Annotated in this window: 13 protein-coding genes; 7 read left to right on the top strand and 6 right to left on the bottom strand. The window is 71.2% G+C overall.

Going from position 1 to position 13,131, the window contains the following annotated elements; all coding sequences use genetic code 11:
- Window positions 1–16: 16 nt before the first annotated feature.
- Window positions 17–532, top strand: a complete 516-nt coding sequence (locus JOF44_RS15395) for a CvpA family protein (RefSeq protein WP_209893359.1) — start codon at window positions 17–19, stop codon at window positions 530–532.
- A gap of 22 nt (window positions 533–554) precedes the next feature.
- Here JOF44_RS15395 and JOF44_RS15390 read toward each other — a convergent pair whose 3' ends face one another.
- The 4 genes from JOF44_RS15390 to JOF44_RS15375 all read right to left on the bottom strand — a co-directional run bounded on the left by JOF44_RS15390 (window position 555) and on the right by JOF44_RS15375 (window position 4,199).
- Complete coding sequence (locus JOF44_RS15390; RefSeq protein ID WP_209893356.1) at window positions 555–1,178, bottom strand: TetR/AcrR family transcriptional regulator; 624 nt, start codon at window positions 1,176–1,178, stop codon at window positions 555–557.
- A gap of 106 nt (window positions 1,179–1,284) precedes the next feature.
- The gene (locus tag JOF44_RS15385) at window positions 1,285–2,601 is read right to left on the bottom strand and encodes a M24 family metallopeptidase (RefSeq protein ID WP_209893344.1); all 1,317 of its coding nucleotides are present in this window, start codon (window positions 2,599–2,601) and stop codon (window positions 1,285–1,287) included.
- Window positions 2,602–2,636: 35 nt separating this feature from the next.
- A complete protein-coding gene (locus JOF44_RS15380; protein WP_209893329.1) occupies window positions 2,637–3,395 on the bottom strand; it encodes an SDR family NAD(P)-dependent oxidoreductase in 759 nt (252 codons plus the stop codon).
- A gap of 120 nt (window positions 3,396–3,515) precedes the next feature.
- Window positions 3,516–4,199, bottom strand: coding sequence for a TetR/AcrR family transcriptional regulator (locus JOF44_RS15375; RefSeq protein ID WP_209893325.1), 684 nt, complete (start codon window positions 4,197–4,199; stop codon window positions 3,516–3,518).
- 90 nt (window positions 4,200–4,289) lie between these two features.
- On the opposite strand from JOF44_RS15375, the gene JOF44_RS15370 reads away from it, so the two are divergent.
- The gene (locus JOF44_RS15370) at window positions 4,290–5,729 is read left to right on the top strand and encodes an MFS transporter (protein WP_209893323.1); all 1,440 of its coding nucleotides are present in this window, start codon (window positions 4,290–4,292) and stop codon (window positions 5,727–5,729) included.
- 212 nt (window positions 5,730–5,941) lie between these two features.
- On the opposite strand, the gene JOF44_RS15365 is transcribed toward JOF44_RS15370, so the two are convergent.
- Window positions 5,942–7,012, bottom strand: a complete 1,071-nt coding sequence (locus JOF44_RS15365) for a zinc-binding dehydrogenase (RefSeq protein WP_209893320.1) — start codon at window positions 7,010–7,012, stop codon at window positions 5,942–5,944.
- A gap of 95 nt (window positions 7,013–7,107) precedes the next feature.
- Between JOF44_RS15365 and JOF44_RS15360 the strand changes: the two genes are divergently transcribed.
- Together JOF44_RS15360 and JOF44_RS15355 are read left to right on the top strand one after the other, a co-directional pair.
- Window positions 7,108–7,662 carry a TetR/AcrR family transcriptional regulator gene (locus JOF44_RS15360; RefSeq protein ID WP_209893317.1) on the top strand — a complete coding sequence of 185 codons (555 nt, stop codon included), beginning with the start codon at window positions 7,108–7,110 and terminating at the stop codon, window positions 7,660–7,662.
- A gap of 246 nt (window positions 7,663–7,908) precedes the next feature.
- Window positions 7,909–9,168 carry an MFS transporter gene (locus JOF44_RS15355; protein WP_209893314.1) on the top strand — a complete coding sequence of 420 codons (1,260 nt, stop codon included), beginning with the start codon at window positions 7,909–7,911 and terminating at the stop codon, window positions 9,166–9,168.
- 25 nt (window positions 9,169–9,193) lie between these two features.
- Here the strand turns inward: JOF44_RS15355 and JOF44_RS15350 are convergent, their stop codons facing one another.
- Window positions 9,194–10,387 (bottom strand): FAD-dependent monooxygenase, encoded by a 1,194-nt coding sequence (locus JOF44_RS15350; RefSeq protein ID WP_209893312.1) that lies wholly within the window; start codon window positions 10,385–10,387, stop codon window positions 9,194–9,196.
- 96 nt (window positions 10,388–10,483) lie between these two features.
- Between JOF44_RS15350 and JOF44_RS15345 the strand changes: the two genes are divergently transcribed.
- The 3 genes from JOF44_RS15345 (at window position 10,484) to JOF44_RS15335 (ending at window position 13,093) form a co-directional block, all read left to right on the top strand.
- Complete coding sequence (locus tag JOF44_RS15345) at window positions 10,484–11,116, top strand: TetR/AcrR family transcriptional regulator (protein ID WP_209893310.1); 633 nt, start codon at window positions 10,484–10,486, stop codon at window positions 11,114–11,116.
- Window positions 11,117–11,246: 130 nt separating this feature from the next.
- Window positions 11,247–11,915, top strand: coding sequence for a TetR/AcrR family transcriptional regulator (locus JOF44_RS15340; protein WP_209893307.1), 669 nt, complete (start codon window positions 11,247–11,249; stop codon window positions 11,913–11,915).
- A gap of 35 nt (window positions 11,916–11,950) precedes the next feature.
- Window positions 11,951–13,093 (top strand): acyl-CoA dehydrogenase family protein, encoded by a 1,143-nt coding sequence (locus JOF44_RS15335; protein WP_209893304.1) that lies wholly within the window; start codon window positions 11,951–11,953, stop codon window positions 13,091–13,093.
- Window positions 13,094–13,131: the final 38 nt, after the last annotated feature.

Genomic DNA, 13,131 nt, shown 5'->3' with positions numbered 1-13,131 from the left:
AGCCTCCCCTGGCACGATGCCCGCACAGCATGACCCGGACGTGCGGAAGAGGTGCACCATGGACTGGATCGTCGACATCGTGATCGTGCTGGTCCTGCTCGGCACCACGGCCTCGGGCCTGCGATCGGGGTTCGCCGCGACCCTGGGGTCGCTGCTGGGCCTCGCCGCGGGAGCCGTCGCCGCCGTCTGGGCGCTGCCGTGGGTCTCCGACGCGGTCGATGCGCCCTGGCGCACTCTCGCCATGCTCGGCTCGCTGCTGGCGCTGCTGATCATCGGCAGCGGGATCGGCGGCTGGATCGGGAACCTGGTGCGTCGCGGCGCCGACCGCCTGCACCTGGGAATCATCGACCGCCTCTTCGGCGGCGCGCTCGGGCTCGTGATCGGCCTGGTCATCGTCTACCTGGCCGGAGCCGTCCTCACCGGGGTCGAGATCCCCTCGCTCTCCTCCGCCGTGGACTCCTCGCACCTGCTGCAATTCGTCGACCGGACGACGCCTGCGCTGCTGGACGGCTTCCTGGCGCGATTGCGCTGACAGAAGCCGACAGAAGGAGCCCCTACGGCCGCAGCAGCTCCTCGAACAGCTCCAGGCTCCCCTCCAGATCCACCGTCTCCTCGAGCAGCCACTGGGTCTGCAGGCCGTCGGAGGCGGCGACCAGCAGGGCGGCGAGCTTGTCCGCGTCGAGGCCGCGGCGCACCTCCCCCGCCTCCTGCTGACGGCGCAGCCGCTCGGCGGTCTGCTCCCGCACGCGCTCGAAGCGTCGGACGAAGTAGTCGCGGGTCTCCGTCCGCTCCTCCTCGAGCGCATTGGCGACGAGGGTCGAGTAGAGCTGGACGTAGCCGGGCAGAGTCACGTTGACGCTCGCCGCGTCGACCAGGTTCTCCACAGCTCCCCGACCGCTCGACTCCTCGCTGTCGCGCAGCTCATTGCGATGCATCTCGGTGTGCTCGTAGAGCGCCAGCAGCAGCTGCTCGCGCGAGCTGAAGTAGTGCAGGAGCGCGCCGTGGGAGACGCCGATCTCCTCGGCGACGCGGCGCAGGGAGGTCCCCTCCGGGCCGCGCTCGCGGAACACCTCCGCGGCACGGTCGAGGATCTCCTGGCGCCGGGCGACGCCCTTGGAGTAGGAACCGCGCCGGCCGATCGGGGCGTCGTCGTCCGAGGTCTCGCTGCGTGGGGCCATGGCCGGATCCTACTGATCGCGCCGACCGTCGATCGGGCGGACGCGGCCGGAAGGACGAGGCCGGACGGACGAGGCCGGACGGACGAGGCCGGACGGACGCTCTCGCTCACCCTCCCCCGGCGCGGAGGAGCCGGGCGGTGTACGGGTTCAGCTCGAGCGGTTCGTCGTCCGTCACCAGCACGGTGCCGCCGAGGTACGCCAGGTGCCGCCCGTAGGCGTAGTTGGGCTCCAGGGCGAAGGTCATCCCCGGCTCCAGCACCATGTCGGCGGCCATGGTGGGCCGGTCGGTCTCGGGCGGATAGGCATCCGCGCCGGCCCTGCGCCGGCTGGCCTCGACCGGGAAGCCGGCGGCGGCGATCATCGGGTTGAGGGTGTGGATCGCCGGGCCGAACTCCCAGCCTCCGGCGGCGCGGTACGGGCCGCGGAGATCCTCCACGACGTCGCCGAAGGTGCGGCCGGGACGGAGCGCGGCCAGGCCGGCGTCATAGGCCTCCCGGGCCACGTCCGCAGCGCGGCGGAGGTCCTCGTGCGGCGGGCCCAGGGTGATGGTGACCTGGTGCTGGGTGTGCCGACCGGCGACGTGCGCGAACACCTCCGCCGAGATGACGTCGCCGTCGGCCAGGACCCGGGGAGCCTGCGGACGGTAGCTCCACGGCGGCAGTCCCGAGGCGAGCGGGGCGGGACCGCTCCAGAAGTGCATCGCCGCCGGGGTGGTGCCGCGCGCATAGCCTGCGGCCATCCCGGCCGCGTACACCGCAGACTCCGGAACGCCGGGAGCGGCTGCCTCGACCATGGCCCGAGCCATCGCATCGCCGATGGCGGCCGAACGGCGCACGACGGCGATCTCCTCGGCGCCCAGCGGCATGATGAGCCGTGACAGAAGCGCTCCGACCGGGCGGAAGTCCGCCTCGGGGAACTCTGCCAGCACGGTGCTCCACAGCCCGTAGGGCATGATCCCCTCAGGGTGCCAGGGCGGATAGGGCTCCAGGCCGACGACGCCGATCGCGGCCCGCGCCAGTCCCAGCTCGTGGAGCGTGGCGATGACGACGCGGGAGTCGCGGGGCGTCCGCAGGTTCTCCGGCGCGATCCAGAGGCTCTCGCCCCGGCGGGCGGATTCGAGGTGGTCCTTGGAGAACATCTCCATCGGCAGCAGCGAGATCGGGTCGCCGTCGCGGGGAACGAGCACCGTCATCCCCGGCCTGTCGTTGGTGATCCACGCGTCGTAGGCGAACGGAGCGGGCCCGGAGTCCTCGTGCTCGCCGAACACGAGCATCGCGTCGAGCCCCGCGCGGTGCATGACGGAGCGCAGCAGGCCCCAGCGTCGTTCGCGTTCGGCATCCGAGTAGGTCGGCACGACGGGATCGCTCCTGTCGTGCGCTGCGGACATGTCGTGCGCTGTGGACTTGCCGTGCGCTGTGGACATGTCGTGCTCCTCGGGATCGCTCGTCCCGGCCGCCGTCACCACGGGACCACGCCGTGGCGGTCACGGTACTGCCGGGTCGGTCCGGGCGAGGCGGTGGCCAGCTCGACGATGGCGTCGGTGCCCTCGGTGACCGTCTGGGTGCCCTGGTGGTGATTCAGATCCGTCTCGGTGAAGCCGGGGTCGGCCAGGTTGAACCGGACGTCCGGGATCCCGTTCGCGTACTGCACGGTCAGCATGTTCAGGGCCGTCTTGGACGTGGGATACATCAGGTGGGCCCGCTGCGCCTCGGGCCGCGACGGGTCCGTCATGTGGGTCAGGGACCCGGCGCCGCTGGAGACCATGACCACGCGCGGGTCCCCCGCCGCGCGCAGCAGCGGCAGGCTCGCACGGGTGACGCGGAGGGGTCCGAGCACGTTGACGTCGAGCACGGGGAGGAGATGGCGGGGCAGCGTGTTCTCCGGGGTGATCAGCTCATCCATCGGGCCGACCTGCTCCCCCGTGATCCCGGCGTTGTTGATGAGGACGTCGAGCCTGTCCGTGGTCTCGCCGACGGCCTCGAGGGCCGCGGCGACCGAGGCGTCGGAGGTGACGTCGAGGGCGACGAAGGCCACGTCCGCGCCATCGGCGGCGAGGGCATCCGCGGCCTCTCGCCCGCGGGTCTCGTCCCGGGCGCCCAGGAGCACGCGCCAGCCGAGGGCACCGAGCCGGCGGGCCGTCTCGTAGCCCAGGCCCTTGTTGGCGCCGGTGATCAGGACGGTGGTCGGATGGTCAGGGGATGTCGTCGAATCGCTCATGGCACGAGCGTGCGCCCCACGAGCGGCACCTACCAGGCCGAGCCCAGCCTGGGAGAGCGAGGGCCAGGCTGAGCGGCGCCAGCCACCGGCGGGTCGGCTCGGAGCCGGCCCGGCGCCGGCTCAGGAGGCCGACGGGAAGCGGACGTCCAGGATCCCGGTGATGACGGCCTCGAGCGCCCACAGCGTGCGCGTGGTGTGGTGGCCCTGGGTGAACAGCGCGGTGTCGAACGAGCCCAGGACCGGGTTCCGCTCCGGGTCCGCCGCATCCAGCTGAGCCGCGACGTCCTCGAGACGCTGGCCGGAATCCGCGGCGCGCGTGGACCACTCGGCCACGGAGGCACCGGCGTGCTGCAGCAGGAGGTCCACGCCCCACGCGGCCGTCCGCTCATCGACGCCGGCGGCCAGCAGCAGGCGCAAGATCAGCTCGACCAGGTCGAGATAGTGCGGACCGTCGGGCCAGACGAACAGAGCCGCTCGCGCCAGCCCCGCCTCCCGGGAGACCAGCTCCACATAGTCGGCCAGCACCCGGTGGAGCCGATCGCGCCACGGCTCGACCTCGTCCCACGTCAGATCGAGGGAGCCGAGCAGCCGATCGAGAAGCAGGGCGTGCAGCTCGGTCGTGTTGGCGACGTACACGTACAGCGAGGCCGGTCCGGTGTCGAGCTCGGCGGCCACCCGACGCATGGTCAGCTTGCCGATGCCGTCCTGCTCGAGCACGGCCATCGCCGCATCGACGATCGCCGCACGGGACAGCGCAGGCTTCGCCGGGCGCTCACGGCGGCTCACGGGCTCGGGGCGACTCATCCCACCACTCTATCGTGCGGGCAACCTTGATCGTGACGAACGTGTTCGCTACGATCCTGTTCGTTCCTGTGTTCGTCGAACGGAGTCGCCATGACCGACACCCCCACCTCCACCGAGACCACCACCGCCCCCACCACCACGCCGACGGCATCCCCGCGCGCCGCCTGGCTGACCCTCATCGTCGTGCTGCTCGCCGACGCCATGGACCTGATGGACGCGACCATCACCAATGTGGCCGCCCCGTCGATCGTCCAGGACCTCGGCGTCGGCGACGACGTCATCCCCTGGCTGGGCGCCGCGTACGCCCTGGCCCTCGGGTCCCTGCTCGTCCTCGGCGGCCGACTGGGGGACAGGTTCGGCCAGCGCCGCACCTTCCTCGTCGGGCTGATCGGCTTCATGGCCGGCTCCGCCCTCGCCGGCCTCGCACCGACCGCGGGAGCCCTCATCGCCGCCCGCGTCGTGCAGGGGACCTTCGGGGCGCTGCTGATCCCGCAGGGGATGGCGATCATGGCCGCAACCTTCTCCAAGCCCATGCTGCGCACGGCGTTCGCGGTCTTCGCCCCGATGCTCGGAGTCTTCGCCGTGGCCGGGCCGATCGTCGGCGGTCTGCTGATCGATGCCGACCTGTTCGGTCTCGCCTGGCGCCCGATCTTCCTGATGAACGTCGTCCTGGGCGGCATCGCCCTGGTCCTCGCGCTCCGTCACCTGCCCGCCGTCCCGCCGCACCGCTCGGTGCGGATCGACGCCCGGGGAAGCGCACTGCTCGGCACGGCTCTGTTCGGACTCCTGTTCGGGCTGCTCACCGGGGCATCGCAGGGGTGGGGGCCGGTCACGATCGCCAGCACCCTCCTCGGCGGCGCGCTGCTGGCGGCGTTCGCGATCCGTCAGGTCCGCACCCCGGATCCCCTGCTGCCACGGCAGCTGCTCGCCAACCGCGGGTTCACCTCGGGCCTGGTCGTGGGGCTGTGCGTCTTCGCCGGGTTCAGCGGCCTGATGTACGTCATCAGCCTGTTCTTCCAGCTCGGGCTCGGATACACCCCCACCCAGGCGTCGCTGAACCTCATCCCCCTGACGATCGGGATCATCGCCGGCTCCGGGATCGCCAATGCCCTCATCCTCTCCCTCGGCCGACGTGTGGTGCTCCTCGGGATGCTGACCACGCTACTGGGTACCGGTGTGCTGCTCCTGATCGTCCTCACGGCCGGCCTGGAGGCCACCTGGTGGCAGAACCTCATCGCGACCAGCATCATCGGCACCGCCGCGGGAATCAGCTTCAACTCCGTGTTCAACACCGCCCTGGGCAACGTGCAGCCGGAGGAGGCCGGCTCCGCCAGTGGCTCCCTCAGCGCCATCCAGCAGGTCGCCAACGGCATCGGGTCCGCCCTCGTGACCACGATCTTCCTCGGCAATCTGGCTGCGGGGACGATCCCGGCGATGACCATCACGCTGGTCATCATCCTCGTCATGGCCGCCACCTGCCTCCTGGCGCTCCCGCTCCTCCCGCGCACGGCGGTGATGCTCGAGGACTAGAGACCCGATCGCGCACGGGGCGCGGGTGGCCGCGGGGCCGTCCGTCCGCGCCCCGTCTCATCCCCCGATGGACCCACCGCGCTGCACGAGCTTCTCGCAGATCCCCCGCACGGTGCGTCCGAGGCCCGAGGCGGTGTCGGGCTCCTGCGGCCAACTGTCCAGCACGGCAGCGGGATCTTCCGGTCCGCCACAGCCGTGCCCGGCCCGTGGCCTCATGCCGGCGGTGCTGCCTCCCGCGGATCCAGAACGATCTTGCCGACGTGGTGGCGCCGGCCCAGCTCCTCCTGCGCGCGGGCCGCCTGGTCCAGCGGGTAGGTGGCCGCGATGACGGGCTGGACCTGAGCCCCACGGGCGATGTCCATCAGCAGTGCGAAGTGTTCCCGCGTGTGCATGCTGGAGCCGACGATCTGGGCGTTGTGCAGGTAGAGGCGGCGCACGTCGAAGCCCACGCCATGACCGCCGAGGGCCCCGGCGATCACCCATCGGCCACCCTCGTGCAGGAGGGAGAGCCCCTCCCCCACGAGATCGCCGGCCACCACGTCGAGCACGACGTCGACGCCCCCGTCGGCTGCGGCGCGCACCTGCCCGACGATGTCCTGCGCGCGATCGACCACGGCATCGGCCCCGGCGCTGCGGACAGCCTCGAGCTTCGAGCCGCTGCTGACGGCGAGCACCCGGGCGCCGCGGGCGGCGGCGAGCTGCACCAGGGCAAGGCCCACACCGCCGGACGCCCCGGTGACCAGCACGGTCTCCCCCTCGCGGACGCCTCCGCGCTCGATCATCCCCAGCGCGGTGCCGTAGGCGGTGGGAAGAGAGGCGAGCTGGGCGTCCGAGAGCGAGGAGCCGGTGACGTCGTGGACCTGACGGACCGGTGCGATGACGTGCTGGGCATAGCCGCCGTCCCGCTCGCTGCCCATCAGGCCCACGGGATTCGCCTGCGGGCCGTCGGCGTCGTAGATCGCCGGATCGATCACCACCCGGCGACCCTCGAGCCCCGCGTCGCCGCCCGGGCCGACCGCGATGATGATGCCGGCCACGTCAGCGCCCTGGATGCGAGGGAAGTCGAGAGGGCCGCGCCACCCGGCGAGCGCCTCGGGATCCTCCGGCGTGCCGTATGCCCCCTGGCGGGTCCAGAGGTCGGTGTTGTTCAGCGCGACCGCGCGCACCTCCACCAGCACCTCGCCCGCCGCCGGAACGGGGACGGGCACCTCCGCGAGCTCCAGCACGTCCGGGCCTCCGTGCGCCACGATCCGCACTGCTGTCATCTTCTCCGGAATGGTCATTCTGCACACCTCCATGGGTACACTGATCGGTAAATGCCTCTCGAAGGGTACACCGATCTGTGAATACAGGGATCCAGTCTCCGACGCCCCGGCGGATGACGCCGACGGGGCAGCGCATCGTCGAGGCCGCGGAGGACCTCTTCTACCACCGCGGAATCACGGCAGTGGGCGTCGATCTCGTCGCCGAGCACTCCGGAGCGTCCAAGCGCACCCTCTACAACCAGTTCGGCTCCAAGGAGCACCTGGTGGCGGCCTACCTCAGCGCCCGTGACGCCCGCTGGCGCGCCCTCACAGAGGCCGAGGTGGCCGCGTGCGGGGACGCGGTCGACGCCGTCACCGCACCCTTCGTCGCCCTGCAGAAGTGGAGCCGGACGAGCTCCCGCGGCTGCGCCTTCCTCAACGCCCTGGCCGAGCTTCCTGACCCGGACGACCCGGCCCGCAGGATCGCCCTGGAGCAGAAGCGCTGGCTGCGGGACCTCTTCGCCCGCCTGGCGGAGGAGGCCGGGGCGACGGCGCCCGGCGAGCTGGCCACGCAGCTCCTCCTGCTCCACGAGGGCGCTCTCGCGACGTTGCCCCTGGGGCAGGAGGACCTGAGTGCGGGCACCGAGCTGGCTCGCGCCCTCACCCGAGCGAGCATCCCGAGCGCCTGACCGGGACCGACCATGGAGCCGGGTGCAGGACTGGTCACCGCCGAAGAGGACGTCGGCCGACAGAGCGCCGCCGACCTGTCGTCGGCTCCCCACATGGCCGACCTCTCGAGGGAAGGGCCCGCCACGTCCCGGAGATCCCTCACCCACTCCTGGCCCCTCGTCCACCCCGGCCTATAGGATCGAACCATCCCTCACCGCTTCCAGCGTCGGCAGCGATGTCCCTGCCCGACCCGCGCTGGAGGTTCCATGACGTCCCGTCTCGCGACGCCGCACACCCCGCTGCCCGCCGGCCGTCTGCGGCTGGTCATCCTGGCCATGTCGCTGGGCGCCTTCGCGATCGGCACCACCGAGTTCGCCAGCATGGGGCTGCTGCCGCAGATCGCACAGGACCTCGAGGTGTCCATCCCCCAGGCCGGCATGCTGATCACCCTGTACGCCCTGGGCGTGGTGATCGGCGCGCCGCTGGTGACGATCGCCGCCGTGCGGATGCCGCGCGCTCGATTGCTGGTGCTGCTGATCGCCCTGATAGGGCTCGGGAACCTGCTCTCGGCGATGGCCCCGGACTTCTCCGTGCTGGCCACCGCCCGCTTCGTCGCCGGGCTCCCCCACGGCGCCTACTTCGGCGTCGCCTCGCTGGTCGCCGCCAACCTCTCCCCCGCCGGCCGGCGCGCCCGCTCCGTGTCGCTGGTGATGCTGGGCCTGACGGTCGCCACCATGATCGGTGTCCCCGCCTCCACCGCGCTCGGTCAGGCGATGGGCTGGCGCACCGCCTATGTGATCGTCGTGCTGATCGCCGCGGTCTCCACCATGGCGATCTGGCGCCTGGTGCCCGAGCCCCCGAATACCGGATCCTCCGGCTCGACCGGCTCGATCCGCGGGGAGCTGCGGGCTCTGGCTCGCGTCCAGGTGTGGTTCGCGCTCGGCATCGGCGCCATCGGCTTCGGCGGCATGTTCGCCGTGTACAGCTACATCGGCGAGATCGTGCCGGGCGTGATGGGTCTGGGTGAGCGGGCGGTGCCGCTGGCGCTGCTGGTGTTCGGCGTCGGTATGACGGTGGGCAACATCGTCGCCGGGCGCCTGGCCGATCGCAGCCTGTACGGCACCATCTTCCTCGGCATGGCCGGCATGGCGCTCAGCCTGGCCGTGTTCGCGCTGGTCGCCCAGAACGCCGTCGCCGGGATGATCCTGCTGTTCGCGATCGCCGTGACCTCCCAACAGATGGGCCCCTCCCTGCAGCTGTTCCTGCTGGACGCCTCCCCTGACGCACCGTCGCTGGCCGCGGCGCTGCACCACTCCGCACTGAACATCGGCAACTCCCTGGGCGCCGCGCTCGGTGCGGGCGTGCTCGCCGCGGGGTGGGGGCTGTTGGCGCCCGCGTGGACCGGCGTGGTCCTCGCGGTCCTCGGGCTGGGGATCGCCGGCTGGTCGTTCGCCGTCCACCGTCGCCAGCAGGCACGGGCTGCGACGAGCGCCCGGGCGACGGACGCGGTCTCCGTGCCCTGCTGAGCCGTGCCCCCGGCGCCGAGAGCTGTCACCGGATCTGTGGGGGCAGCGTCTGGGCCGTATGGGCGGGGTCCCCGGTGGACGGTGGCATGGCATCCAGATCTCGAAGGGCTTCGTTGCGCTGGTCGAGGGCGGCGTCCGTGATGGGGAAGAGCGGGGCGCCGCCGGTGTCGACCAACGCCTGGTTCCTCGTCACGAACTCCCGGGTGTCGCGCTCATAGGCTCGGAAGGCCGCTGCGTGGTCCTGGTGTGCGGCCAGGGAGGCGGCAAGCATGTAGGCACCGACGAGAGCAAGACTGGAGCCCTGTCCGGTCAAGAACGACGGTGCGTACGCCGCATCGCCGACGAGGGCGACCCGGCCCGTCGACCAGCTCGGCATGCGGATCTGGGCGGCCGTGTCGAAGAACAGGTCCTCGGCGTTCTGCATCGCCCGGATGATGGCCGGGACCCTCCAGCCCGCATCGGCGTAGACCTCGGACACCAGAGCCCGCTGGGCGGACGGATTCCGCAGCGCATCCCGCGGCGGCGCAGGCAGATGGAAGTTCACGAAGGCGTGGACGTCGTCCTCGTCGCCACCGGTGGCGTACAGAGCCGCTGCGCGTCCCGGTCTGTTCCACAGCACGAGCTCATGGGAGAGCTGGAGGGTGTTGGGCATCGAGAACACGGCGAACGCGTATTCGAGATAGTGGTGAAACTGCTCCTCGGCGCCGAAGACGAGGCGTCGGGTGTGCGAATGCATGCCATCGGCACCCACCACCAGATCGAACCGACGACGGCCGCCGCTGCGGAACGTGACATCGACGCCGTCACCGTGCTCGCCGAGCGTGTCGATCGAGTCATCGAAGAGGAACTCGACGTCGTCGTGCACCGCCGCATACAGGGCAGCGGTCAGCTCTCCGCGCCCCAGCTCGAGATCATGGCCCTCGACGCTCTTCGTCATGGTGGCCGGGCGGAGAGTGGCCACCTCCTCACCGTCGGCGTCGAGGACGGTGAACCGCTCCATCCGGAGGCTCGCGGCCTGCAGCCGGGGCAGCAGTCCCATCCGCCGGACCACCTCGATCGCCGTGCCCCGGACGTCGATCGGGTAGCCGCCTCCGCGCGGGGAGCCCGCTCTCTCCACGACCGTGACCTCGAATCCGTATCGATGCAGCCAGTACGCCAGCGCGGGACCGGCGATGCTCGCCCCGGAGATCAGGACGGATGTGCGCTTCGAAGATGTCATCAGGATGTTTCCTCTCGTCCGGTGTCGGATCTCGGAGTCCCGGCCGACACCGTGATTACACTACACCGTGCAGTGTAGTTGCGGTAGGATCGAGCGATGTCCACTTCGAAGTCGTTGCGCCAGGGGTCCGAGCAGAAACGGTCCGCCATCCTCCGCGCCGCTCGGGAACTGTTCGTCACCGAGGGGTTCGACCGCTCGAGCGTCGACGCGATCGCCGCCCGGGCCGGCGTGTCCAAACGGACCGTGTACGACTACTTCGGGGACAAGCGATCCCTGCTGCGGGCCGTCCTCGAGGACCTGGGCCGCTCTCTGCTCGCCGCGATCCGCAGCAGTCTGCGCGACACGCTCGCCGGGATCACCGCCACGGACCAGCTGGAGACCGCGCTGGTCGACTTCTCGATGCGGATCGCGACCGACTGGCTCGACTCGTCGGACTACACCACCCTGCGCCGGCTGGCCCACGTCGACTCCGACCGCCCGCCGCGCACGCGGGCGCCCTCGCTGACCGACGAGCCCGAGGAGGCCATCGGCGAGCAGCTCGCCTCCCTGGCCGACGTCGGGCTGCTCGAGATCTCCGACCCCCGTCTCGCCGCCGACCACTTCATCGGCCTGACCTTTGCAGCCACCATCAACAGGCTCGGCATCGCGAACGCCACCGAGGACGATCGCTTCCGCCCCCTCGTCATCGAGGGCGTGCGGGCGTTCCTGAGGGCATACCGCGCCGGGTGACATCAGGCGCCCCGCTCCCCGATCGGCGGGAGGAAGCCCCCTTGACGCGCCTCGTGACTCGCGGCACACTCGACAGTGAATCATCGTTCACTTTTGATGAACGACATTCACTCATCGGGGAGGAGGGGGCATGTCCGGCACCGACGCTGCCGTCGCCCCGGCCGAGGCCGCCCGCGCTGCGCGGTCCGATGCGCGCCGCTGGCAGATCCTGCACGCGGCCGCCCCTTTGATGGAGCGCAGCGGATCGCAGGCGGTCTCCATGCAGTCGGTCGCGGCTATGGCCGGAGTCTCCGTCGGCCTGATCTACCGGTACTTCACCGGCAAGCAGGACCTGATCCAGGCCGTGACCGAGGGCGTGCTCGATGACATCGGGCGGCTCGTCGCCGAGGCGCTGGAGCCGGAGGAGGACCCGGTCCGCCAGATCGCCGGCGCCTTCGCCGCCACCTGCACCGTCATCCGCGACAATCGCCAGGCGGTGCTGCTGACCTACCGCGAGTCGAACACCCTGGACGAGGCCGGGCGGCAGGTAACCAAGGAGCTGGAGGTCCGCACCGTCGCGCCCCTGCGCAGCGCCGTCGACGCCGCCGTCGAGCAGGGTCTGCTGCGCCCGATCCACACCGAGCTCTACTCCTACGACCTGCTGACGGTCGCCCACTCCTGGGCGCTGAAGCACTGGTACTTCGCTCCGCGGGTCACCTTCGAGGAGTTCGTCCGCTCCCAGACCGCGCTGGTGCTCTCCACGGCGATCCATCCGGACCACCGCAGCCGCTACTGCGATCTCCTCGGGGACCTCGCGTAGGTCCTCGCGCCCGACACCGCAGCCCAGGAGGACCCATGGATTTCGCCGTCGACGACGCCATGCAGGGCTACCTCGACGCCGCGGCGGGGGTCGCCTCCCAGATCGCCCCCGACTACCAGCAGCGCGAACGCGACGGGTTCATCGACCCGCAGCTGCGCCGACAGATGGGATCGTGCGGGCTGATCGCCCCCGAGCTCCCCCGTGAGCTCGGCGGACGCGACGAGCGGGCGCTGACCACCGGCATGATCACCGAGCAGATTGCGCGGGGCGACCTCACCGTCGCCTACGTCCAGGTGATCGGCTCCCTGGTGGGGCAGATCCTGGCGCGTACGGCCCGCCCCGAGCTGGCGGCGCGCTGGGTCCCGCAGATCACCAGCGGCGAGGACGTCGTGGCGATCGGGCTCTCGGAGCCGAACGCCGGGTCCGACGCCGGCAATCCGTCGATGACCGCCAGACCGCAGGGCGGCGGCTGGGTGCTCCGCGGCACCAAGTCCATGTCCTTCGCGATGCACGCGGGAGCCGCCGTGGTGTTCGCCCGGACCGCCCCGGAGGGCCGCGGACGCGGCATCACCGCCTTCCTGGTGGAGCTGGATCGCGACGGGATCCAGCGCCGCGCCTCCCCGGATGTGGGGACCAGAGCCGTCGGCCGCGGCGGGATCGAGTTCACCGACACCTGGATCCCGCCGGACAACCTGCTCGGGGAGCTCGGCACCGGATTCACGGAGGTCATGCAGGGCTTCGACTTCTCCCGCTCCCTCATCGGCCTGCAGGTGATCGGCGCCGCCCAGGTCACGCTCGAGGAGACCTGGGAATACACCGGCGAGCGCACGGCCTTCGACCAGCCGCTGAGCTCCTTCCAGGGCGTCGCGTTCCCGCTGGCCGAGGCGGAGACCCTGCTGGCCGCAGCCCGTCTGCTGTGCCAGAAGACCCTGTGGCTGAAGGACGCCGGGCTGGAGCACACGAAGGAGGCCGCGATGTGCAAGTGGTGGGCGCCGAAGACGGCCTACGACGTCATCCACCAGTGCCTGCTCAGCCACGGCCAGTACGGCTATCTCAGCGACCGGCCGATCGAGCAGCGAATGCGCGACGTGCTCGGCCTGCAGATCGGCGACGGCACCGCCCAGATCATGAAGCTGGTCATCGCCCGCCACAGCGTCGACCGGGAGCTCGCACCGTGAGCGGGCCGCCGACGGCGGGCGGGCCCTCTGCCGCACGC

The organism is Brachybacterium fresconis (assembly GCF_017876515.1).
Classification (GTDB): Bacteria; Actinomycetota; Actinomycetes; order Actinomycetales; family Dermabacteraceae; genus Brachybacterium; species Brachybacterium fresconis.
Note: the sequence above shows the minus strand (reverse complement) of the source record. Positions and strands in the feature narration are given on the sequence as shown.

Bases quoted from the DNA above. Each gene is read 5' to 3' on its own strand.
- JOF44_RS15355 (WP_209893314.1), top strand. From the start codon at position 7,909: ATGACGTCCCGTCTCGCGACGCCGCACACCCCGCTGCCCGCCGGCCGT.
- JOF44_RS15385 (WP_209893344.1), bottom strand. From the start codon at position 2,601: ATGTCCACAGCGCACGGCAAGTCCACAGCGCACGACATGTCCGCAGCG.
- JOF44_RS15360 (WP_209893317.1), top strand. From the start codon at position 7,108: ATGACGCCGACGGGGCAGCGCATCGTCGAGGCCGCGGAGGACCTCTTC.
- JOF44_RS15380 (WP_209893329.1), bottom strand. From the start codon at position 3,395: ATGAGCGATTCGACGACATCCCCTGACCATCCGACCACCGTCCTGATC.
- JOF44_RS15370 (WP_209893323.1), top strand. From the start codon at position 4,290: ATGACCGACACCCCCACCTCCACCGAGACCACCACCGCCCCCACCACC.
- JOF44_RS15365 (WP_209893320.1), bottom strand. From the start codon at position 7,012: ATGACCATTCCGGAGAAGATGACAGCAGTGCGGATCGTGGCGCACGGA.
- JOF44_RS15345 (WP_209893310.1), top strand. From the start codon at position 10,484: ATGTCCACTTCGAAGTCGTTGCGCCAGGGGTCCGAGCAGAAACGGTCC.
- JOF44_RS15395 (WP_209893359.1), top strand. From the start codon at position 17: ATGCCCGCACAGCATGACCCGGACGTGCGGAAGAGGTGCACCATGGAC.
- JOF44_RS15350 (WP_209893312.1), bottom strand. From the start codon at position 10,387: ATGACATCTTCGAAGCGCACATCCGTCCTGATCTCCGGGGCGAGCATC.
- JOF44_RS15375 (WP_209893325.1), bottom strand. From the start codon at position 4,199: ATGAGTCGCCCCGAGCCCGTGAGCCGCCGTGAGCGCCCGGCGAAGCCT.
- JOF44_RS15390 (WP_209893356.1), bottom strand. From the start codon at position 1,178: ATGGCCCCACGCAGCGAGACCTCGGACGACGACGCCCCGATCGGCCGG.
- JOF44_RS15335 (WP_209893304.1), top strand. From the start codon at position 11,951: ATGGATTTCGCCGTCGACGACGCCATGCAGGGCTACCTCGACGCCGCG.
- JOF44_RS15340 (WP_209893307.1), top strand. From the start codon at position 11,247: ATGTCCGGCACCGACGCTGCCGTCGCCCCGGCCGAGGCCGCCCGCGCT.